General features: G+C 70.7%; 17 protein-coding genes. 7 read left to right on the forward strand and 10 right to left on the reverse strand.

Annotation, left to right across the window (positions count from 1 at the left end; genetic code table 11):
• Nucleotides 1-63: 63 nt before the first annotated feature.
• Nucleotides 64-930 (reverse strand): LysR family transcriptional regulator, encoded by an 867-nt coding sequence (locus tag OG331_RS13850; RefSeq protein ID WP_406195711.1) that lies wholly within the window; start codon nt 928-930, stop codon nt 64-66.
• Nucleotides 931-1,025: 95 nt separating this feature from the next.
• Between OG331_RS13850 and OG331_RS13855 the strand changes: the two genes are divergently transcribed.
• Nucleotides 1,026-1,769: a glutamine amidotransferase-related protein gene (locus OG331_RS13855; RefSeq protein ID WP_406195713.1), complete on the forward strand. Its 744-nt coding sequence runs from the start codon at nt 1,026-1,028 to the stop codon at nt 1,767-1,769.
• Between the two features lie 2 nt (nt 1,770-1,771).
• Here OG331_RS13855 and phsA read toward each other — a convergent pair whose 3' ends face one another.
• A complete protein-coding gene (gene phsA, locus OG331_RS13860) occupies nt 1,772-3,670 on the reverse strand; it encodes an O-aminophenol oxidase PhsA (RefSeq protein WP_406195715.1) in 1,899 nt (632 codons plus the stop codon).
• A gap of 163 nt (nt 3,671-3,833) precedes the next feature.
• Between phsA and OG331_RS13865 the strand changes: the two genes are divergently transcribed.
• A complete protein-coding gene (locus tag OG331_RS13865) occupies nt 3,834-5,363 on the forward strand; it encodes a hypothetical protein (protein WP_406195717.1) in 1,530 nt (509 codons plus the stop codon).
• On the opposite strand, the gene cyc2 is transcribed toward OG331_RS13865, so the two are convergent.
• Nucleotides 5,356-7,515, reverse strand: coding sequence for a germacradienol/geosmin synthase Cyc2 (gene cyc2, locus OG331_RS13870; RefSeq protein ID WP_406195719.1), 2,160 nt, complete (start codon nt 7,513-7,515; stop codon nt 5,356-5,358). The genes OG331_RS13865 and cyc2 overlap by 8 nt on opposite strands.
• A gap of 216 nt (nt 7,516-7,731) precedes the next feature.
• Between cyc2 and OG331_RS13875 the strand changes: the two genes are divergently transcribed.
• Nucleotides 7,732-8,973 (forward strand): endonuclease/exonuclease/phosphatase family protein, encoded by a 1,242-nt coding sequence (locus tag OG331_RS13875; RefSeq protein ID WP_406195723.1) that lies wholly within the window; start codon nt 7,732-7,734, stop codon nt 8,971-8,973.
• Between the two features lie 72 nt (nt 8,974-9,045).
• Here OG331_RS13875 and OG331_RS13880 read toward each other — a convergent pair whose 3' ends face one another.
• The 3 genes from OG331_RS13880 to OG331_RS13890 form a co-directional block, all read right to left on the reverse strand.
• Entirely contained in the window at nt 9,046-9,795 is a 750-nt protein-coding gene (locus OG331_RS13880; protein WP_406195725.1) for an ABC transporter ATP-binding protein, read from the reverse strand.
• Between the two features lie 37 nt (nt 9,796-9,832).
• Nucleotides 9,833-10,735, reverse strand: a complete 903-nt coding sequence (locus OG331_RS13885; RefSeq protein WP_406195727.1) for an ABC transporter permease — start codon at nt 10,733-10,735, stop codon at nt 9,833-9,835.
• Nucleotides 10,736-11,119: 384 nt separating this feature from the next.
• Nucleotides 11,120-12,028, reverse strand: coding sequence for an ABC transporter substrate-binding protein (locus tag OG331_RS13890; RefSeq protein ID WP_406195730.1), 909 nt, complete (start codon nt 12,026-12,028; stop codon nt 11,120-11,122).
• Nucleotides 12,029-12,196: 168 nt separating this feature from the next.
• On the opposite strand from OG331_RS13890, the gene OG331_RS13895 reads away from it, so the two are divergent.
• Nucleotides 12,197-12,640, forward strand: a complete 444-nt coding sequence (locus tag OG331_RS13895; protein ID WP_406195732.1) for an alpha/beta fold hydrolase — start codon at nt 12,197-12,199, stop codon at nt 12,638-12,640.
• The gene (locus OG331_RS13900) at nt 12,637-13,908 is read left to right on the forward strand and encodes a cytochrome P450 (protein ID WP_406195734.1); all 1,272 of its coding nucleotides are present in this window, start codon (nt 12,637-12,639) and stop codon (nt 13,906-13,908) included. Before OG331_RS13895 ends, OG331_RS13900 begins: the two co-directional genes overlap by 4 nt.
• 28 nt (nt 13,909-13,936) lie before the next feature.
• On the opposite strand, the gene OG331_RS13905 is transcribed toward OG331_RS13900, so the two are convergent.
• The 3 genes from OG331_RS13905 to OG331_RS13915 all read right to left on the reverse strand — a co-directional run bounded on the left by OG331_RS13905 (nt 13,937) and on the right by OG331_RS13915 (nt 16,815).
• Nucleotides 13,937-15,124: a damage-control phosphatase ARMT1 family protein gene (locus OG331_RS13905; protein WP_406195736.1), complete on the reverse strand. Its 1,188-nt coding sequence runs from the start codon at nt 15,122-15,124 to the stop codon at nt 13,937-13,939.
• A 22-nt stretch (nt 15,125-15,146) separates the two neighbouring features.
• Entirely contained in the window at nt 15,147-15,803 is a 657-nt protein-coding gene (locus OG331_RS13910) for a ScbR family autoregulator-binding transcription factor (protein WP_406195738.1), read from the reverse strand.
• A 70-nt stretch (nt 15,804-15,873) separates the two neighbouring features.
• Nucleotides 15,874-16,815 carry a ScbA/BarX family gamma-butyrolactone biosynthesis protein gene (locus tag OG331_RS13915; protein ID WP_406195740.1) on the reverse strand — a complete coding sequence of 314 codons (942 nt, stop codon included), beginning with the start codon at nt 16,813-16,815 and terminating at the stop codon, nt 15,874-15,876.
• Nucleotides 16,816-16,993: 178 nt separating this feature from the next.
• Between OG331_RS13915 and OG331_RS13920 the strand changes: the two genes are divergently transcribed.
• A complete protein-coding gene (locus tag OG331_RS13920; protein WP_406195742.1) occupies nt 16,994-17,671 on the forward strand; it encodes a ScbR family autoregulator-binding transcription factor in 678 nt (225 codons plus the stop codon).
• A gap of 120 nt (nt 17,672-17,791) precedes the next feature.
• Here OG331_RS13920 and OG331_RS13925 read toward each other — a convergent pair whose 3' ends face one another.
• Nucleotides 17,792-19,603 (reverse strand): S8 family peptidase, encoded by a 1,812-nt coding sequence (locus tag OG331_RS13925; protein WP_406195744.1) that lies wholly within the window; start codon nt 19,601-19,603, stop codon nt 17,792-17,794.
• Between the two features lie 423 nt (nt 19,604-20,026).
• Here OG331_RS13925 and OG331_RS13930 point away from each other — a divergent pair, with 423 nt between their 5' ends.
• Nucleotides 20,027-20,971 carry a lytic polysaccharide monooxygenase gene (locus OG331_RS13930; protein WP_406210005.1) on the forward strand — a complete coding sequence of 315 codons (945 nt, stop codon included), beginning with the start codon at nt 20,027-20,029 and terminating at the stop codon, nt 20,969-20,971.
• Nucleotides 20,972-20,986 lie beyond the last annotated feature (15 nt).

A 20,986-nucleotide genomic window follows, 5' to 3' on the forward strand; every position in this document is an offset into this window, starting at 1 on the left:
AGCCATACGCGTCACGGCAGGAACGGGACGTCAGGGAGGGGTTCCGGAGGGGCCGGCCCAGCCTCACGCCGGTTCGAGCAACGCCTCCGCGACCGCCGCCGACGCTCCTCGCAGCGTCCCCGCGAACACCAGTTCCGTCCGGTGCACGACACGTGGTTCCGTGAGCGGTACGGCGACGCCGCCGGGCACCCCGGTGGCCGCCGAGCGCGGCAGCAGGGTCAGTCCGTGGCCCGTCGCGGCCAGGGCGGTGAGGGCGTGGACGTCGGTGCCCTCGTAGCGCAGGGCGGGGCGGAAGCCGTGGCCGCCGTTCGCGGCGCGGAGGTGGGCGAGCGGAAGGCCCGCGTCGGGGGCGTCCAGCCAGCGCGCGTCGGCCAGGTCGCCAAGGCGCAGGCCGGTGTGCCGGGCGAGCGGGTGGGTGTCGGGCAGGAGGACGCAGACGGGCTCCTCCCCCACGCCGTACGTGGTCAGCGGTGCCACGTCCGGCACTCGCAGCGGGTCACTGGGGGCGGCGAGCCCGTCGACGAGGCCGAGGTCCGCCGTGCCGGTGGCGACGGCCGCGGGGACCTCGGCGCGGGGCAGCACGCGCAAGGTCACGCCGGCGGCCGGGAGCGCGCCGAGGACACGGGGGCCGAGTGCGGTCGACGCGGTCGCGAGCGTGAGTCCGTGGTCGGGCGCGGCCGCCATCCTCACGACGTCCGCGCGGGCCGCCTCCAGGCGCAGCAGCAGCGGGCCCGCATGTTCGAGGAGCCGCTCGCCGGCCGCCGTGGGCGCCACGGGGCGACGGGTGAGCAGCGGCGCGCCCAGGTCTTGTTCGAGCGCGGCGATGTGCTGGGACACCGCCGACTGGGTGTAGCCGAGCTCGCGGGCGGCCTCGGAGAAAGAGGCGAGACGGGCGACGAAGACATAGGTGCGCAGCAGGTGCGGGTCCATACCGCACAGCTTCCCGCATGCCATCAGCGCTGCTTATCGGAGGTCCAGTAATCATCGTTGGACGTGAAGTATGGGCCGCGCCCAGGATGACGGTCATGACGAACACCGCTGCTCGGGCAGCAACGACCGCAAGACTCGCGCTGGTCGGGGACCGCTCCCCCAACGTCGCCTCGCACACGCGCGTGCCGCTGCTGCTGAACGCCCTCGCCGAGCGCGAACGGCTCGTCCTCGACGCCTACTGGATCCCGTCGCAGGACGCGGTGGCCGACGACGCGGTGCGCGGCTTCGACGCCGTGTGGGTGCTGCCGGGCAGCCCGTACCGCAGCGAGGCGGGCGTGCTGTCCGCGATCCGCACCGCGCGCGAGGAGGGGATTCCGTTCCTCGGCACGTGCGGCGGCTTCCAGCACGCGCTTCTCGAATACGCCCGCGAGGTGTGCGGGCTGACCCGGGTCGCCCACGCCGAGAACGACCCCGACGCGGACGACTTCATCATCGAACCCCTGGCCTGCTCACTGGTCGGCCACGAAGCCGTGGTCCGGGTCGAGCCGGGTTCGCTCGCCCAGTCGGTGATCGGCTCGGAAAGGACCGTCGAACGGTACTTCTGCGCCTACGGCCCCTCCCGTCACCTCGACACCCTGCGCGTGCAGGGCCTGCGATTCTCGGGGCACGACGAGGACGGTCACGTCCGGATCGCCGAACTGCCCGGCCATCCCTTCTTCCTGGCCACGCTCTTCCAGCCGGAACTGTCCGGCGACGGCTCCCGCCCGCACCCGCTCGTCCGGGCACTGGCGCGAGCCGCGGTGGAGCACGCGGCGCGGAGGGTCTCCTCGCTGGCGTGACGTCAGCCCGTGTGCCCCTCCCCGTGGCCACCGTGCGCGCCGCCGTGGTCGAACTTCAACGCCTCCGCGGGCATGACGACGAAGGGCCGCATCATCCCCATGTCCTCGTGCTCGAGGAGATGGCAGTGGTACATGAACCGGCCGTACGCCCCGTCGAACCTGCCCATGACGCGCAGCATCTGGTTCCCCGGCACCCGGAAGACGTCCTTGTATCCGCGCTCGTTGGGCGCGAGCGGGATCGCCGTGCCGGCGTCGTACCGGATCGGACTGCGGGTACCACCCACTGCCGGGTCGAAGCCCGAGACGTCGTAGGCGTCCCTGCCCAGCAGCTGGAAGTCGGCCAGGTGGATGTGCATGGGGTGGACGATCGGCGCGAGGTTGAGGAAGCTCCACTGCTCGTGGCTGCCCTCGGCGATGGTGAAGCCGAGTCCGTCGTTGAACGTCCGGGCCGTGCGTCGGTAGGTCTTCGTCTTCCCGTCCGTTCCGGTGACCTGGATGACCCCGTCGGTGGGGACCTGGATGTCGCCCGGGTCCTCGACCTCCGCCATCTCCCACATCTCCGGGTGCCCGCCGGCGCCCTTGGTGGCGGGCGGGGTGAGCACGATCAGGCGGTGGCCGTGCTCGATGTCGTGCGTGAGCCGACGGAAGGAACCGGAGAGCACCTCGGGCAGTTCGAAGGTGTCCGTCCCGCCGCCCTCCCGGACCCGGAACTCCATGACCGCCGGATAGCGGACGTCGCCCGCCGCGTCCGGCACGCCCGGCGGCTGGTTGCGGCCCTTGTTGACCAGGCGGAGCTTCCGGCCCGCGAGACCGCGGAAGTCGACGAGCAGATCGAACCGCTCGGCCGGCGCTGCGGTCAGCGTGGGCAGCGCCCCGTCGAAGTCGATCGGTACGGGGCGCGGCAGCAGTCCGCCGTCGCTGCCGATCTGGTGGACGATGCCCGGCACCGGGTTGTTGTCCTCGTCGACCAGGACGAGGTCGTAGATGCGCGCGTTGGACGTGTTGACCAGCCGGAAGCGGTACCAGGCGTCGTCCACCTCGGCGTACGGCCAGATGCGGCCGTTGACCGTGGTGTACGGGCCGGTGAACGGGATGGAGACCGGCTTGCCCGTCTCCGGGTTCTTCTCCTGGACGATCACCGTCTTGTGCAGCAGCCGCCCGTTGAGCCGGCCGTCCTCGTCGGTGTCGAGGTTGCGGTCGGCCAGCAGCAGCGGCATCTCCCGCTCTCCGCACGGGAGATGGAGGGCGTCCTCCTCGTCGTCACGGACGAGATAAGTGCCGTACAGGCCCGCCATCACGTTCCACCGCGTGATGTTCATCGCGTGGTCGTGGTACCACCACTGCACCGCCTGGTGGTCGTTCGGGTACTCGGACAGCTGGGCGTCGCCGAAGCCGACGGCGTTGTCCGCCCAGCCGTCGTTGCCGCCGCCCGTCTGCGCGCCGTGCAGATGGGTCACCGACCAGGCGGGCAGGGCTGCGACGTCCTTGTTGGGCTCGACTCCGTCGCGGCCGGGTTCGGTGGCCGACTGCGGGCGGCCGTCCGTACGGAGCGGCACCTCCACCGAAGTGACCGGGTACTCGCCGTCCTTGGGGATGCGGTTGGTCCAGGCGATGCGGACGCGCTGTCCGCGCTGCACCTCGATGGTCGGGCCCGGCACCTGGCCGTCGTACCCCCACATCAGAGTCGGCGGCAGTTGCGGGTGCAGGCGCACCCAGGTCGGGCGCAGGGCGATCTCTGTCTCGTGTAAGACGTCCTCGGACGCGGGTCGCAGGACGGATGGGACGGGCAGCCGGGCCGCGTACGGCGTGAGCTCGCCGGTGTCGAGCGACTGCTTCCCCGCTTCGGCCTCCGCGACGGTCCCCGTGTCGCTGTCCGTGAACCTCACGATGATGTCGGTCAAGGCGAACACCCCCGTGTGTTCTTGTGGTCGTTTCCTCTCACCCCAGAAGACTCGCCGCGCCGCATCGAAGTTCCCTGAATATCCCGTTCCGCACGAAAAGTTTCGGCGACGGCATCCGGGGGTGGGAAGTCCGTTGTCAGTGGCGGCTGTTACGTTCAGTGACATGACCGATCATGCGCTGCGGGCGCTCCGGGAGAACCCCCGCCTGGCCGAACTTGCGGCCTACCCCTTCAACTTCGACATCGGCCGTGCGGCTCACGGCCACGTCGAAGAGGTCCGCCTTGCCTCGGGCGGCCCGCTCGACATCGTGGCGGGGGACGACACCGGCGGTACGTACTTCGTCTGCGCGGACGGGTCGATGCTGTACGCCGACTCGGAAGGCTCGGCCGGGATCATCGGCTCCAGTGTCGACGAGGCGCTGGAGATCATGATCGGCCTGGAGGAGGCCGAAGAGGACGAGGAGGAGGACGAGGAGGACGAGGAGGAGTTCGACGAGCAGTACGACGACGGAGACGGAGCGGAGCAAAGCCACCTCCGTCGCCTTGAAGAGGCGCGAACCGAGCTGCGAGCCGCGCTGGGCTTTCCGGAGCGCTCCCCCGCAGAGCTCGAAGCCATGCTCCGGGCGGCGCTCCTGCGCACCGAGCCCGACTTCTTGCTGCTGAACGGTACGGAGCACAACGCCTATCAGCTGCTCGACTCGTATGCGCGCCCGCCCTTGTGGGAGCCGGTGCTCGCGAGCGGCCGCGCCGATCTGACGCTGCTGCGTGCGGGCGACGGTGCGGCGTGGGAGGCGGTGGCCGAGGACCCCTTGCGGCGCCGGCTCGCCTTGCGGGCCGCGCAGTTCGACCGGGCCGAGGGCGACCTGGAACTCCTGCGGCATCTGCTGCGGCAGGAGACTCGGTCCTCGATGACGGACGAACTGCGCCTCGCGGCCGTGCTGGTGGGGCTGCGCGGAGACGTCGGGGATCTGCCGCTGCTGCACGAGGTGCGTGAGACGGACTACGACACAGCCTGCGGTCTCGGCGGGATACCCGAGCCCGGCGCGACCTCGGAGGAGTTGCGGGACTGGGCGCAGGGGCTCGACGACTCGCTGTTCGGCACGGATCCCGCTGACGAGCCGGTGTCCACCTGGACCGACCTCGCCCGGGAGCAGGGCATGACCGAGCTCGCCCGGGTGACGCTGATCCGCGGACTCGACGCGATCGTCATGGACCAGAGCAGACTCCGCCGGCCCGACACGCCGCGGGCGTTGACCACGGCCCCGCTGCGCACGCTCGCCCGCGACTTCGAGGAACTCGGCGACCGCACGCAGGCCCTGCGCGCCCAGCAGCTCCACACCGCATTGCAGGAGAAGGCCTGGGACCGGGTCTCGGCCCGCCTCAACCAGGCCCGTCTGGAGCGCGAGGACGGTCAACTGGCCCAAGCCGTGCAGACCTTGGCCACGCTGCGGGAGATCCTGGCGGCTCCCGGGGACGACTCCCTGCGTCAGTGGGAAGGCGTGAACCTCGGCCGCTTCATAGCCGAGGAGCACTACCGACTCACCCGCGTCCTGGCCGACGCGCACCTCACCGACGAGGCCCGCTCGCTCCTCCCGGCCGCCGACGCAATACTCGGCGAGCTCTCGGAGAATGGCACCAAGGGCGTACGAGAGCTCGCCGAGGAGACGGCCGCGCGGGTGCGCGAGCTCAGTTGAGGACGGGGACGGCCGGCGGGCGGTCCGGCACGAATCCGTGTGCCCGGCGAGACAGGTACTCGGCCTTGTAGCGGTCGACCTCCCGGTGCCAGTTCAGGATGCCCGCCATCCAGTTCTGGAGGTCGACCACGTAGTTCGCCATGATCTCCCGAGCTTCCTCCGAGAGCCCGAAGTCGTCGTACATGATGGGCAGTTCGTGCGCGGCCACGTGCTCGAACTGCTGCATGCGCTGGGTCATCAGGTCGTGGACGACATCGAGGGCGGTCGGGTAGTCGATGCCGAAGAAGTTCTGTACGACGAGGATCGCGTTGTGGATCTCACCTTCGTACTCGATCTCCTTCTGGTACGAGAAGACGTCGTTGAGGAGGCAGGCGTAGTCGACGGCGGCGTTCTCCAGGGAGCGGACCGGGCCGCTGCGGTAGACCTCGGGTGGGACGGCGGGGCCGTGGCCCATCCGGCAGAGGCTGAGGGTGAGGTCGGAGCCGAAGGTGGCGCGACGCATCTCCAGGTAGTCGACCGGGTCGGGGATGCGGTTCTGCATCTGGTTGGACAGCTCCCACACCCAGCTCTCGGTCATGACGTTGACCGCGTCCTTCAGGAAACGCCGGTGCTCGGGGGTCATGTCCGCGGTCGTACGCGCCCACAGATCGGCGAGACCGCGCTCCATGGCGTTGAGGGGCACGGTGGCCTCCTCGCCTTCGAGGGGCATGCAGGCCGACAGGCGCTGTGTGGTCAGCCGGGCGGCGGCGAGGTCGCGGCGTTGGCCGAAGACGAGGGGGTAGTAGTCGTCACCGTAGGTGCCCCAGGCGAGCCAGTCGGAGCTGAGGTCGAGAGCCTCGGGTGTGGCGTCCGGATCGAGGCCCGCCGCGCACAGCGGGAGGTCGTAGGCGGCGAGTTTGTCCTCGTCCCAGACACCTTCCTGGAGGATGCCCATGCGATGCGTCCACTCGGTCAGGCGGTGCCGGGCGCCCTCGAGATGCGGGCTGAGCTCCAGTTGGAAGGGCATGTAGAACTCGGGGAGCCGGGACGGGCCGACCTTCTGGAACGGCACGTGCGTGTAGGCACGCAGGCGTTCGGCGCCGGCCGCCGCGAGCAGCGCGCCGACGTCGGCGGCGGAGGTCCCGGGGCCGGTCAGGGCCTTCCAGGGGGCCGTCGGTTCGGCGCGCGCGTTCATGTACCGGCTGGAGCGCATGTGCCATTCGTGGCCGCCGGACTGCCAGTCCTGCAGCCCCCGGGTGTACGCGGCGACGGCGGCGACCTCGCCGGGGTTGAGCCCCTTCTCCAGCGCCACGGCGGGGACTTCGGTGAGGGCGGTGTGCTCGAACTGGTGGAGGCGGGAGGTCAGGACGTCGTTGACGGTGTCGGCGGCCTCCTGGGTGGTGCAGCCGAAGAAGGTCTCCAGCACCAGGACGCCGTTGCTGAGCTCGCCCTCGTCCTCGACCTCGCGCTGGTAGGAGAACAGGTCGTTGCGCAGGTGCACCGCGTCCGAGAACGTCTCCATCAGGACCCGCAGCGGCCTCGACTCGGCGACGGACGCGGGGACTTCGGACGTCGCGTACTCCACGAGGCCGGACGACCAGGGGGCGCCGCCCACCTTGCGGCGCATCTCGATGTACTCGACCGGGTTGGAGACCCGGCCCTCGTTGATGTTGGACAGCTCCCACAGCGACTCGTTGAGCAGGTGCTCGGTGGCGACGGCGAAGCGGCGGCGCCAGTCGGTCGACATCGAGGGCACCGTGCGCGTCCACAGGTCGGCGAGGCCCGCCTCGACCGGGTTCTGCGGCTCCGGCATCGGGGTCGACAGGTCCATCGGCATGAAAAGGGGCAGCCGGTCGAGGTAGGCCTTGCCGCCGGCGCGGTCCTGAGTGCGCTTGAAGATCTCCAGGAAGTGGTCGTCGAAGAAGAAGACCCACACGTACCAGTCGGTGATCAGGGAGAGCGCGGGCCCGTCGCATTCGGGGTGGGTGTAGGCGCAGAGCAGGCCGTAGTCGTGCGCGTCCAGGTCGTCCTGCTCCCAGATCCCGGACCCCTCCAGCATGCCCATCTCGCGTGCCCACTCGGTCGAATGGGCGCGGGCCTCGTCGACGTGTGGGTTGAGCCGTGCGGGATACGGCATGTAGAAGTGCGGGAGTTCGAAGGGCTGCTGCGTCATGGCCGGGCCCTACCCCTGGGCCCCAACGGGCATCCGCGGCGCGGGACATGATCACACCATCGCGTGAATCACGGGTGAATCCGGGAGTTCTCGACGGACCTTGCGGCGTTCATCTCTACGCGCGCAGACTTTTCGAGCTTCATGCCCCCCGAATCCCCCGAATCCCCCGAATCCCCCGAATCCCTAGTGCCCCCTCCCCTCCCTCCCGGAGTCGCGATGAACCACACCGGATCACTCTCCCGCCGCACGGCACTCGCCTCCCTCGCCGGGGCGGCACTGGCCACGACCGCGGCATTCCCCGCCGAGGCGGCCGAGCGGCACGGCCGCCGGTCCGTTCGGTTCGCCACCTTCAACGCCTCCCTGAACCGCGGCACCGAGGGCGCGCTGATCACCGACCTGTCCACGCCGGACAACGCCCAGGCACGCAATGCCGCCGAGACGATCCAGCGGGTCGACCCGGACATCCTGCTGATCAACGAGTTCGACTACGACGAGCGGGGCAGGGCGGTCCGCCTGTTCCTGCGCAACTACCTGTCCGTCGGCCACAACGGCGCCAGGCCGGTCCGCTTCCCCTACCACTTCACCGGCCCGGTGAACACGGGCGTCGCCTCCGGTGTGAACCTCGACGGGAAGAACGGCGCGGTCACGACGCCCGGTTCGGACGCGTACGGGCAGGACGCCTACGGCTACGGCTGGTTCCCGGGGCAGTACGGCATGGTCGTCCTGTCGAAGTACCCGATCGACACGCGCGCGGTGCGCACCTTCCAGCGCTTCCTGTGGCGGGACATGCCGGGCCACGTGATGCCTCCGGGCTACTACAGCGACGAGGCCCGCGCGATCCTCCGCCTGTCGTCGAAGAGCCACTGGGACGTGCCGGTGTGCATCGGCCACTCCACCGTGCACTTCCTGGTGTCGCACCCGACGCCGCCCACCTTCGACGGCACCGAGGACCGCAACGGCCGCCGCAACCACGACGAGATCCGGCTGTGGGCCGACTACATCGGCGGGCGCCGGCGCAGCTCCTACCTCTACGACGACAAGGGCGTGCGCGGCGGACTGCGCTCCGGGGCCCGGTTCGTGATCGCGGGCGACAACAACGCCGACCCGTACGACGGCGACAGCTACGCCCACGCCATCCGGCAGCTGCTCGACCACCCGGCGGTGAACCTCCCGGCCACTCCGCCGGCCGGCGCGGGCGGCGTCGAGGCGGCGAAGCTCCAGGGCGGCGCCAACACCTCGCACCTCGGCAACCCGGCGTACGACACGTCCGACTTCGGCGACACCGCTCCCGGGAACCTGCGCGTCGACTACGTCATCCCGTCCCGGGGCCTGATACCGGGCGCGAACGGCGTCTTCTGGCCGACCTCCGACGACCCGCTGTACCGGCTGGTGGGAGACGGGAAGACGGTGCCGACGTCCGACCACCGGATGGTGTGGCAGGACGTGCGCGTGGGCTGAGCGGCGCGGGCAGGGGGCACGGGGCAGCGGCAGGTGACGGCGGCTCTCGGCCGCTCTACCCGTTGCGCCGCTCTACCTGTTGCGCACCGCCCGCCCCACCTCCGACCTCAGTGCGACGAACTCCGCGAGGCCCCGGGTCGTGATCTGGTCCCGGGTGCCGGGAAGTTCGACCGGCAGGTCCAGGACGACCTTGGCGCCGGGCCCCGGGGACAGGACGACGACGCGGTCCCCCAGGTAGACGCTCTCGTCGATGTCATGGGTGACGAAGACGATCGTCGTGCCGTCGGCGCGGTGGACCTCCAGCAGGAGGTCCTCCAGGTCCTCGCGGGTCTGGGCGTCCAAAGAGCCGAAGGGTTCGTCCATGAGAAGCAGGGAGGGGCGGCAGACCAGGGCGCGGGCGATCGCCACGCGTTGCTGCATGCCGCCCGACAGCTGCCAGGGGTGGCGGCGGGCCGTGTCGGTGAGGCCGACCCGGGCCAGGATGCGATCGGCCTCGGCCCTGCGCTCCGCTCTCGGCAGGCCCCTGCGGCGCAGCGGAAGGGCTACGTTCTCGCGCACCGTGAGCCAGGGGTAGAGGGAGCGGGCGTAGTCCTGGAAGACGACGGCGAGGTTGTCGGGGACGCCACGCACGGGTGTGCCGTCCAGGGTGATCGTGCCCTCGTAGCCCGGCAGCAGCCCGGCGATGGTCCGCAGGAGGGTGGACTTGCCGCAGCCGGACGGGCCCACGACACACAGGAGTTGGCCGTCCGGCACGGTGAGGGTGATGTCGTGCAGGACCTGGTGGTCGCCGTAGTGCCGGCCGACCTCGTCTAGGCGGAGCATGGATGTCCCTGCGCAGAGGTTGAAGGGGGCGTACGGGTCATACGGTCGTCGTCCTCCCCTTGCCGACGAGCCGCTTCTCGACCGCCAGCAGGCCGGTGTTGAGGAGGTGGCCGAGGGCGCCGAGCAGGACGAGCGCCGCCCAGACCGTGAGCAGGTCGGAGCGGGACTGGGCGTCGGTGAGGGTGAAGCCGATGCCGTTCGCGGTGCCGGGTAGCAGCTCCGAGAACACCATGAGGATGAGGGAGAGCGACAGGCTCAGTCGCAGCCCGGCGAAGATGCGGGGCAGTGCGGAGGGGAGGATCAGGAAGCGGAGCCGTTCGGCCGGGGTGAGGTGCAGGACCGCGGCGACTTCGAGGCGCAGCGGGTCGGTGTTGCCGGCCCCGTCCGCCGTGTTGATCAGCACGGGCCAGACGGCGCTGAAGGCGATCGACGCGATCTGCATCGGCGAACCGAAGTCGAGGAGCACGACGAAGACGGGGACCAGGGCGGGCGGTGGGACGGCGCGGGCGAACTGCAGGACGGGATCGCAGAGGGCGTATGCGCGTCGCGAGCGGCCGATGGCGACACCGAGTGCGATCCCGGCGACGGCGGCGATCCCGAACCCGGCGGCCATCCGGCCGAGGCTGGGCAGGATGTCGGCGACGGCCGCCTCGGTGAGGAAGAAGTGCCGGGCGGGGCCCGAGAACCAGAGCTCGTGGGCACGCCCCGCGATGTCGGCGGGCGGCGGGAAGTAGACGCTGCCGTGGGCTCGGGCGACCAGTTGCCAGACGGCCACGGCGAGAGCGAGGACGGACCAGCGGAGCAGGGCGTGTCGCACGGGGGCGGGCGAGAGGGCGCGGCGGACGAGGGACAGGACCAGGGCGGGAGGCGGAGGGGGCGGGGGCGGGAGGCGGCCGGGGGGTGCGGCGGGTTCGGATGCGGTGGTATGGGGCCGGTTCATGCGGGGGTCCTCGCGGGGCGATGCGGGGAGTGCTCGGTGTATGCGCCGCTGTCTTCGGCCTCGCGAGTCGGCCGACCTGGACGGGGAGCGAGTGAGCACTGTGGCCCGGAAGCCGGTGCGCACCGTGCCCCGGGAACCGGTGAACACCGTGCCCCGGAAGCCGGCAAACACCGTGCCCCCGAAGCCGGTAAACACCTTGCCCCCGAAGCCGGTGAACGCCGTGCCCCGGGAACCGGTGCACACCCCGGGTCGGGAGCCAGTGGGCACCCTGGCCCGGGAGCCGGTGCGAGACCCGCACGGGAGACCGTCTCGCAGGCGCCGAAGGCCAACAGCACGCCCAAGGTCCCCAGCACGACCTGCTCCTGACGGCCTTTCAGTGTCACGTCACTTGACCATCAGCGTCGCCGGGTCGATGGGCTTCTTCAGCATCCCCTGCTTCTCCATGAGATCCGTCAGCCGGGTGAGCTGCGCGGCGTCCATGGTGGGCGGGAAGAGGGGAAGATCGATCGCCTCGGCCTGCTTCCCGGTCACCTTGGTGTACGTCGGCAGGGTGTCGCGCACCACAGACGGGTCTTCCTCGGCGATCTGCACGGCCGCCTTGACGGCCCTCTGGAAGGCGGCAATCGTCTTGCCGTTCCCGTCGGCGAACTTGCCCGTACTGATGTAGCCGCTGAGGGGGATCGACTCCACGGGCGCGGACGAGCCGTCGATGAGGACCCTGGCCTTCAACTCGTCCTGAATGGCGCTGTCGTACGGCTCGACCGCGTGCACGGCGTCGACCTGCCCCTTGTCCAGGGCGGCGCCCATCTGCGGGAAGGGAATGGCCCGGTAGTCGGGGCGGCCCACGCCGTGTTTCTCCAGGATCTCGTCGAAGGTGAGCGACTGGACGTTGTTGAGGACGTTGACCGCGAGTTTCTTGCCTTTGAGGTCGGCGACGGTCTTGATGTCCGAGTCCTCGGGCACCAGCACGTCCATCATGCGCGGCGCGGCCCTGATGGCCTCGGCGACGATCCGGATGTCGAGGGTGCCCTTCTCGTGGGCCTGGAGATAGGTGACGTAGTTCGCGCTCGCGACCATGTCGATCTGGCCCTTGGCCAGGGCCGGCAGTGCCTGGAGACTCTGCTGGATCTGCTGGATGCGGACGTCGAGGCCCTCCTTCTCGAACAGGCCCCGGTCCCGCGCGATGTAGAGGGCGGCGCAGTCGATCAGCGGCAGGGCGGCCACCGTGACGGTCTTTCGTCCGCCTGCGCCGGACGAGGAGTCCCCGTCGTCCCCGCAGGCCGTGACCGCCATCAGCATGAGGGTGGCCGCGGCGGCAGCGGCTGCCCTCGTTCCCGAGCGCAATTGACGTAACGCCATGACGACATGACTAGCAAGGTTTTGTCATGATCACCACATACAGCACGGGAACCCGGACGCGTCAATCTGTCGGTCTTCACCGATATCCGCCACCTTGGTCGCATGACCTCGTTCACGCTCCCGCACGAGTTGCACGGCGAAGGCGCCCACAAGGTGTGCGCCGTGCACGGCTGGTTCGCCGATCGGTCCGCCTACGCGGGTGTCCTGCCTGACCTCGACCGTACGGAGTTCACCTACTGCCTCGCCGATCTGCGCTGCTATGGCGACGCGAAGAGCGCCGTGGGTGCGTATACGACCGCCGGGGCGGCCCTCGACCTGGTGGAACTGGCCGGCCGGCTCTCCGCCGACCTCCTCCCCCGGACGTGGATGACCTGGTATCCCCGCGCCGAGCTGCACGAACTCACCGCCGCCCGTCTCCCCCACTCTCGGCTTCGCTCGACGAGCGGGGGCACCCCCATCCGCATGGGCGAGCCCCCGCTGGAGCTGATCCGGGTGGCCGAGGACTTCCTGCGCGCGGACGGCCCGCACGAAGGCGAGCAGGCGTGACGGCCCGCCACGCGCCCCCCGTCCCCGACGCCCCTGATGTCTTCGACCCCCGGCAATACGCCACCGGCGTGCCCTACGACGCCTATCGCATCCTGCGCGACCACCACCCCGTGTCCCGGCAGGACGAGCCCGAGGTGCTGGGCTGGCCGGCCGGACCCGGGTTCTGGGCGGTGACCCGGCACGCCGACGTCGTGCGCGTACTCAAGGACTCGGCGACGTACTCCTCGTACATCGGTGCCACCCAGATCCGGGACCCCGACCCGGACGACCTGCCGTTCATCCGCCGCATGATGCTGAATCAGGACCCGCCGGGCCACGGTCGCTTGAGGCGGCTGGTGAGCCGGGCCTTCACGCCCGGCCGCGTGGACCGTTTCGCGAGGATCGCTCAGGCGCGGGCTCGGACACTCCTCGCGCACGCCCTGGAGACGGCCCGAGCGGCGGACGGCACCGTCGATCTGGTCAGCGCCGTGACCGACGACTACGCCCTGCTCAACCTCGCCGACCTGCTGGGCGTGCCGGAGGGTGACCGCAAGCTGCTGCTGCACTGGACGCAGCGGGTCATCGGCTACCAGGATCCCGACGAGGCGGGCACCCCGGTGCTGGACGCGCAGGGCAGGCCGGTCAATCCGCGGTCGCCCGCGATGCTGCGGGACATGTTCGGGTACGCCCGGCAACTGGCCGCGCACAAGCGGCGCTACCCCGACGACGACGTCATGACCACCCTCGCCCACGATGCCGAACTCGCCGGACCCGAGCTGGAGATGTTCTTCTTCCTGCTCACGGTCGCGGGCAACGACACCGTCCGCAGCGCGGCGCCGGGCGGGCTGCTGGCGCTGGCGGAGCACCCGGAGTCGTACGACCCACTGCGCGCGGGCCACGTCGAACTACCCTCCGCCGTCGACGAGTTGCTGCGCTGGCACCCTCCGGTCCTCACCTTCCGCCGCACCGCGGCGCAGGACACCGAGCTGGCCGGCCGGCACATCCGGGCGGGCGACAAAGTGGTCGTCTTCCACGCCTCCGCCAACCGTGACGAACGGTCCTTCGCCGACCCCGACCGGCTGGATCTGTCCCGCACGCCCAACCCGCACGTGTCCTTCGGCGACGGCCCGCACGTCTGCCTGGGCGCCCACTTCGCGCGGCTCCAGCTGCGGGTGCTCTACCGGGAAGCCCTGCGCGTACTGCCCGTCCTCAGGACCGCCGGAGAGCCCAAGCGGCTGGTGTCGAACTTCATCAACGGGCTCAAGTCACTGCCGGTGCAGATCAGTTGAGCCGGACCGACGGGACGGCGAGCGGTCGTCACGTCCGGACCTGGATCAGCGCATGCGTCCCGCCGGTCCGCCACTTCTGCCCCTCAGCCGCGACCAGCGCCGCTTCGGTACGGGCGTCCAGGCCGGTGATCACGTCGGACTTCAGCGTGCGCAGGGCGGCCACCGGACCGGGGAAGTACGCGGTGACGTCGGCGAACGGCGTGGTCGGCGGCCAGCGGCGGTCGCCCACCAGACGCCGGTAGTTGAGGTCACCCTTGACGATGGTGAGCGTGGCCGCGGCGAGCTCGTCGCGGAGGTCGCCGGGCATCGCCGCGTACGGCAGCGGGGCGCACGAGAAGGGGTGGGCGCGGACGGTGAGGCGGCCGTCCGTCATCGCCGACCAGAGGACCTGGCCGTACGTAGCCGCCGCTCCCTGCGCGGCCGTCAGCCGGCGCAGGGCGTCGAGCACGTCGGCGTGCGTGGCGTCGGAGACGTAGTACGGGTACGCCTTGATGTGCAGGACGGCCCGGCCGATCCGCCCCTGGGTGAGGAGGTGGGCGATGAGGAGCAGGTCGGGGACGAGTTCGCGGCCCGCGTTGTCGGCGATCAGACTCAGGGTGGCGGAGCCGGAGGGCGGGAGCAGGGACCAGAGGACCTCGCTGTCGTCGGCCACGAGGGGCGGGGTGTCCGACGAGGTCTCGTCGTGTGCGGCCGACAGGCGGAAGCCGAGGTCGGCCCGGTTGCCCCACAGGGAGCCGTGCAGCAGGGCCCCGTCCTGCTCGTCGGCGGGCCGGTCCGCGAGGTCGTCGAGGGCGGCGAGCTCCTCGTCCGTCTCCGGGGCGTCGAGTTCGGCCGTCTTGGAGGGGCGGAAGGGGTCGATGCCCTGCCAGGGGCCGGGGGTGAAGTACCCCACTGTTTCGAGGAGTTGGCGGTAGAAGTAGCTCTCCGACCACAGCCACGGTACGTCGAACCAGGACCGGCCGGTGTGCGCGTCGGCGTCCCAGGCCGTCCAGCGGTCCCGGTCGTGCGCGTCGGCGGGCAGCGGTTCGATCACGCCCTTCGTGCAGCTTGCGAGGAGCGCGTCGAGCGCGCGGTGCTGCTCGGGGCCGAACGGGAAGGACTCCCGTACCTGCCGGATGATCGCAGGGTGCCGCTCGGCGAGGACGCTGTGCGGGAACGAGCCGGGTTCGTTCCCGAGGAGCACGGACGCGGGCGGGGTGTCGGACCTCTCGGGCATACGCCTCACCGTATCGCGCGGGTCAGGGGTGTCCTACGGCTCTGCTCTCCCGTTCCAGCTGTGTCGCGAGCGTGAGATAGCGGGCCCGGCGGGGCACCGGGACCAGACCGCGGATCATGATGTGCCACATCTCTGCCACCCTGCGGGGCTGACGGGCGACGGGTTCGAGGGAGCGGCCGACGACCCGGGTGCCGACGAAGAAGCACACGAGCGAGTTGGCCGCGGCCTCGGCGTCGATGTCCGGGTGCAGGTCGGACTCCTTGGCGGCGCCGACGAGTTTGCGGGTGGTGATGTCCAGCAGCTCGGTGAAGGGGTGCCGCAGAGGCGGCCGTATCACCACTCCCCCGGTGGCGAGGCGCAGGCCGGCCCTGGGGATGGGGCCCTCGACGGACAGCCGCGCGATGCCGAACGTCGTGCGGACCAGGGCCTCCAGCGAGGTGTAGCCCCTGCCGTCCATCTCCGCGGCGACCTGGCGCGAGGCGCGGGACTGGAGCTCCATGATGGCCTGGGCCAGGTCTTCCTTCGCCGCGAAGTGGAAGTACAGGGCGCCCTTGGTGACTTGGGCGTGCTCGACGATGTCGCTGAGACTGGTCGATTCATAGCCGTGACGGTCGAACAGTTCGGCGGCGGCCGTGAGGATCGTGGTGCGGGTCTGCTCCGCTCGTAACTGCCTCGCCATCAGCTGAACTCTCCTGGGCCGGAAAAGAACGGGTCGCGCCGTTTGTTTCTTACTCCCCGTACACGATAGCTCAGCCCTCCTCGGTGCCCACCCCGCACTCGAAAACCGTCGACTTTCCCTGCCGTCCCACGACTTGCACATCGGTGCCGTGCGCGCCCGGACTGTCCCCGGCCTCGATCCAAAGAGGCAGGTCGAGTTCGGCGTACTGGTGGAAGACGGCATGGAAGGAAGCGGGCCTGCGGGGAGAGTTCCGGGTCCGGGCACATATGGCCTGGCGGACGGCCTCCAGCAGCAGCATGCCGGGCACATGATCGAGTGGGTGATCAAAGAAAACAGCATGGCCGGTATCGACTCGCAGCTGCCAGCGGTCGGGGACCTCGGCCGGCGCGAGGACGACGTCCGCGGGCAGGGCGCGGTCCACGGCGGCGGGTGGCAGACCCGGCGGGACGGGCAGCACGGAGACGGTGGCCGCGGTACGCCCGCCGCGAAGTCGGCGGTAGACGGCGGCGCTGGTCCAGGTGGCGGCCACGTGTGCGGTTCCGACGCGCTGGTCGCCGAGCCGTATCTCCGCGTCGTAGCGGAATCCGGCCGGGCGGCCGCCGCGGCGGGTGACGTCGAAGACCGTGATGTGGAGGACGGGTGCGGCGGGTGCGGTGCCGATGGCCAGGTACTCGGGGCGCGTGGTGATCCGCAGTTCCGTGAGCACGAACTGGTGGCCCAGCGGGACCTCGTAGGCGGTGTGCGCGAGGAGTGTCCCGGCCTGGCGGACGGTTTCCGCGACGAGCAGCGGCTCGTAGGCCGACCGGTCCTGCGACACGTGTAACTGGTGAGCGCGAGGCCACTCGGCGAAGACGGTGAACCGGTCCGCTTCGGTGCTGGTCGCGCCGGTGAGAAACGTTTCCGCGACCGAGGCACGGTGGACGAGCTGGCGAGGTACGGTGGCGGTCAGGCCTTCCGGTGCCACCGGGGTCTCGGTGAGCGGAGCCGTGGCGAGTTGCCGCGGATGAGACATGTCCCCTCCTTGGGTCCCCCGTGTGTGCGCTGACAACGGCGAGGCGCCCGTGCCGCGAGCGTTAGAGTACGAGGCGACCGGTTTGTTTTCAATGCGGCCCTGGGTCGCCCGGCCGTGCCCGAACCGCTCCGGCGCACGCCCGGCGCACAGGTCGACTCGGCGCAGCGGAGGGGCTGTTATGGCGAGGCAGGAGCGCGCCATCAGAACGCGGAGGGTGATTCTGGAGGCCGCGGGCGCGGTCTTCGACGAGCACGGGTACGCGGCGACGACCATCTCGATGGTCCTGGAGCGGGCCGAGGTCACGAAGGGCGCCCTGTATTTTCACTTCCCCTCCAAGGAATCCCTCGCCCAGGCCGTGCTGGACGAGCAGATGCCGTTCGGGGTGGTGCCGCCACAGCCGTGCAAGCTGCAGGAACTCGTCGACATGACCTTCGTGTTCGGACAGCGGCTGATCGGCAACTCCCTGCTCAAGGGCAGCGTGCGGCTGGCCGTGGACCAGAGCGCTCCCCCCGGTGTCGACGATGCCGGGCCGTTCCGGCAGTGGGCGGACCATCTGGTCGGGCTGCTCGAACAGGCCCGCGACCAGGGCGAGTTGCTGCCCACCGTGGTACCGAGGCAGACGGTGGAGCTGCTGGTCGGGGCGTTCGCGGGGCTCCAGTTGATGTCCCTGGCGCTGACCGACCGGGAGGACCTGGCGGAGCGGATCTCGGTCCTGTGGGGACACATCCTGCCGAGCATCGCGGTGCCCGGGCTGCTGACCGGTATCGACCGCGAGCCCGACCGCGGGGTCCGGGTGCTGGCCGCCCTCGACGAAGCCGGTGTCGAGCAGGACGAGATGGACCTGTCCGTACGCTGAGTACACAGGCACCGACCGGAGTGACGGTTTCCGTCACTCCGGTCGGTGCCCTGACGAACGGCGGGCCGGCCGATGCCCCATCCGCGCCGGCCGGCCCGCCCGCTTGTGGTGCGCGTTCGCTCAGAAGGTCAGCTTCCAGCTGTTGAGCCGGCCCGTGTCCTGGGCCGCCGTGTCCTGCACGCGCAGCTTCCAGGTGCCGTTGGCGGTCTCGCTGGAGGCGTTCACCGTGTAGGTGGCGCTGACGTTGTCCGCGGAGTCCGAGGAGCTGGACTTCAAGCGGTACGTCGAACCGTCCGGGGCGACCAGGTCGATGACCAGGTCACCGCGGTAGGTGTGGGTGATGTCCACGCCGACCTGGAGGGCCGACGGGGCGTTGCCGCTGCGGCCGCTGACGGTGATGGCGGACTCGATGGCGGAGCTGTTGTCCGGGATGGAGACGGCGGACGTGCTGGTGAAGGTGGTGCCCCCCGTGGAGCCGCCGGAGCTGCCGCTCACCGCCTGCACCGTCTTGGTCGCGTCCGCGAGGCCCGCGCCGCAGCCGCCCGAGCAAGTGCCCGGCAGAGTACGCGAGTTGGTCTTGATCGCGGACTCGATCTGCGCCGGGGTCAGCGACGCGTTGGCGGACTTCATCAGCGCTGCCAGGCCCGCGATGTGCGGGGCGGCCATGCTGGTGCCCTGGTAGTACTCGTAGCTCTCGGAGGACGGGCCCTGGGCGCCGGAGTTCAGCGTGGACAGGATGCCGTTGGCCGTGACGGAGTTGGTCTCGCCGCCCGGAGCGGCGATGTCGACGACCGAGCCGTAGTTGGAGTAGTAGGAGCGGTTCCCCTGGCGGTCGGCGGCCGCCACGCTGATGACGTTGCTGCAGCTGGCCGGCGAGTAGTTGGCGGCGTTGGCGTTGCTGTTGCCGGCCGCGACGACCACCGTGGTGCCGCGGTTCACAGCGGCGTTGATGGCGCTCTGGGTCGCGGTGGTGCAGGCGCCGCCCCCGCCGAGGCTCATGTTGATGACCTTGGCGACGTTGGCGTTGGCCGGGACGCCGGAGACCGTACCGCCGGACGCCCAGGTGATGGCGTCGATGATGTCGGAGTCGTAGCCGCCGCACTGGCCGAGGACCCGCAGCGGGGAGACCTTCGCACCGTGGGCGATGCCCGCGACGCCCTTGCCGTTGTTGGTGACCGCGGCGATGGTGCCCGCGACGTGAGTGCCGTGCCACGAGGAGGTCGAGGCCTCCCAGTCGGCGGCGCACTGGCCGTCGGTGGTCCAGTCGCCCGTGTCGGCCGGGTTGCTGTCACGGCCGTTGCCGTCGTTGGAGACCGCGGTGTCGGAGATGAAGTCGTAGCCGCCGACGATGTTGGCGCCGAGGTCGGAGTGCGTGACGTAACCGGTGTCGATGACGGCGACGGTCACGCCGCTGCCGGTGGCGACGTCCCAGGCGCCCGGCACGTTCATGCCCGCGGTGGACTCGAACAGGTCCCACTGCTTGGTGTACTCGGTGTCGTTGGGGGTGGCCAGCGGCTTGTTCAGCCGGTCCGGTACGACGTAGGCGACCTGCGGGTCGGCCCGGTACTCGGCGACGACGTCGGCGACGTCCGTCCTGGTCAGGTTCTCGCCGAGGTCGACGAGGGCGGCGCCGGAGCCGAGGCGGCGCTGGAAGTCGAGGTCCTCGCCGGCCTCCTTGCCCTTGGCGGCGGCGTCGGACTCGGCGGCCTTGTTCGACTTGGCCTCGGCCGCGCCGGACTTGTAGCCGACGATGAGGCGCTCGGCCGTGGTGCCGGGGGCGGCCTCGGTCTGGGCCGCGGGGATGGGGGCGGCGGCTTCCTCGGTGGGGGAATCCTGGGCCACGGCGACCGTGGTGGTGGCGGCCGTGAAGAGCGCGGCGGAGACCGCGGCGACGGATATCAGCTTCCGTCTGAGGGGTGTGGAGGTGCGCAAGGGCTTGCCTTTCGTGGCCGGCCGTACTCCGGGCAGCGCGGAGCGGCGGTCGATTCGCTTCGTCCTCGAAGCGGCGGGGGGTCCACCGGGTGGGCAGGTGGGGGCAATACGGCAAGGCGGGGCAGTGCAACGAACGCAGGTGGGGCAGTGCGTGGTGCGGGGCGCGGCGGCCGGCCTGGCGCGAGCTACGCCCCGTTCGGGGTTACCTGTGGGGCGGCTGTGGTCGAACGATAGGCAAAGAGCTGGTCATCCGGATACAGGGGAAACCCTCGATCCGGCCGGAAACCCACCCTCTACGTCGCATGGTTGACCGGTATTGGCGGACTTTGCCCGACTCGTCACGCAGTGAACGCGCCGGGCCGGTTTCCCGTACTGCACGAGGACCCTTCCGCACCGGCCGAGGAGACGTTCCGGATGCCCCGGATGCCCTGGATGAGATCGCACCGCACCGCCCTGACGGCTGCCGCCGTGACGCCGCTGCTGCTCACGGTGTGGGCTGCGGGCCCGGTCCATGCGCACGGTGCGCCGACGGATCCGAGCAGCCGCGTGTACGCGTGCTCCCCCGACGGCGGCAGCGCGTCCACGCCGGCCTGCCGGGCGGCGATCGCCTCGAACGGCGCGCCCTTCACGGCCTGGGACAATCTGCGGATCGCGAACGTGAACGGCCGGGACCGGCAGGTCGTCCCCGACGGACAACTGTGCAGCGGCGGACTGCCCGCCTACCGGGGCCTCGACCTCGCCCGCGCCGACTGGCCGTCGACGCGGCTCACACCGGGGTCCACCCTGACGATGCGGTACGTGTCCACGATCCCGCACACGGGCACCTTCAAGCTCTACCTCACCAAACCCGGCTACGACCCCGCGAAGCCGCTCGCCTGGTCCGACCTCGCGGAGCAGCCGTTCGCGGTGGTGAAGGACCCGGCGCTGACGAACGGCGCGTACCGGATCCGGGCGACCCTGCCGTCCGACCGGACCGGGCGCCATGTGCTGTACACGATCTGGCAGAACAGCAGCACGCCGGACACCTATTACTCGTGCTCCGACGTGGTGTTCCCGCAGGCACAGAAGCAGGGCGGCGAGAGCTCGGCGACGACGTCGCCGGGCAAGGCCGAGCGCTCCGCGACAGCGTCCCCGAGCGGCGGCGAGAAGCGCGCGGACAGCAGCCCTTCGCCGGTGTCCGAGCAGCGCACCTCCCAGCCGCCGTCCCAGGACCCGGCGTCCGCGCAGCCCCAGAGCGACAGCACTCCGGTGGCTTCCGGCACGGCCACCGGCTCGGGGCCGTCCACCCCCGTGCTGGCGGGCGGCGCCGCGGCGGTGCTGGTACTCACGGGCGGCGCCGCCCTGGTCATGCGTCTGCGTCGGCGGTGAACCTCCGCCGTACGA

This window comes from Streptomyces sp. NBC_01017, assembly GCF_045162795.1.
GTDB lineage: Bacteria > Actinomycetota > Actinomycetes > Streptomycetales > Streptomycetaceae > Streptomyces > Streptomyces machairae.

What these genes read in the sequence shown, in the direction of transcription:
- OG331_RS13850 (WP_406195711.1), bottom strand. Translation starts at nt 930, where the DNA reads ATGGACCCGCACCTGCTGCGCACCTATGTCTTCGTCGCCCGTCTCGCC.
- OG331_RS13855 (WP_406195713.1), top strand. Translation starts at nt 1,026, where the DNA reads ATGACGAACACCGCTGCTCGGGCAGCAACGACCGCAAGACTCGCGCTG.
- OG331_RS13865 (WP_406195717.1), top strand. Translation starts at nt 3,834, where the DNA reads ATGACCGATCATGCGCTGCGGGCGCTCCGGGAGAACCCCCGCCTGGCC.
- cyc2 (WP_406195719.1), bottom strand. Translation starts at nt 7,515, where the DNA reads ATGACGCAGCAGCCCTTCGAACTCCCGCACTTCTACATGCCGTATCCC.
- OG331_RS13875 (WP_406195723.1), top strand. Translation starts at nt 7,732, where the DNA reads ATGAACCACACCGGATCACTCTCCCGCCGCACGGCACTCGCCTCCCTC.
- OG331_RS13880 (WP_406195725.1), bottom strand. Translation starts at nt 9,795, where the DNA reads ATGCTCCGCCTAGACGAGGTCGGCCGGCACTACGGCGACCACCAGGTC.
- OG331_RS13885 (WP_406195727.1), bottom strand. Translation starts at nt 10,735, where the DNA reads ATGAACCGGCCCCATACCACCGCATCCGAACCCGCCGCACCCCCCGGC.
- OG331_RS13890 (WP_406195730.1), bottom strand. Translation starts at nt 12,028, where the DNA reads ATGGCGGTCACGGCCTGCGGGGACGACGGGGACTCCTCGTCCGGCGCA.
- OG331_RS13895 (WP_406195732.1), top strand. Translation starts at nt 12,197, where the DNA reads ATGACCTCGTTCACGCTCCCGCACGAGTTGCACGGCGAAGGCGCCCAC.
- OG331_RS13905 (WP_406195736.1), bottom strand. Translation starts at nt 15,124, where the DNA reads ATGCCCGAGAGGTCCGACACCCCGCCCGCGTCCGTGCTCCTCGGGAAC.
- OG331_RS13910 (WP_406195738.1), bottom strand. Translation starts at nt 15,803, where the DNA reads ATGGCGAGGCAGTTACGAGCGGAGCAGACCCGCACCACGATCCTCACG.
- OG331_RS13915 (WP_406195740.1), bottom strand. Translation starts at nt 16,815, where the DNA reads ATGTCTCATCCGCGGCAACTCGCCACGGCTCCGCTCACCGAGACCCCG.
- OG331_RS13920 (WP_406195742.1), top strand. Translation starts at nt 16,994, where the DNA reads ATGGCGAGGCAGGAGCGCGCCATCAGAACGCGGAGGGTGATTCTGGAG.
- OG331_RS13930 (WP_406210005.1), top strand. Translation starts at nt 20,027, where the DNA reads ATGCCCTGGATGAGATCGCACCGCACCGCCCTGACGGCTGCCGCCGTG.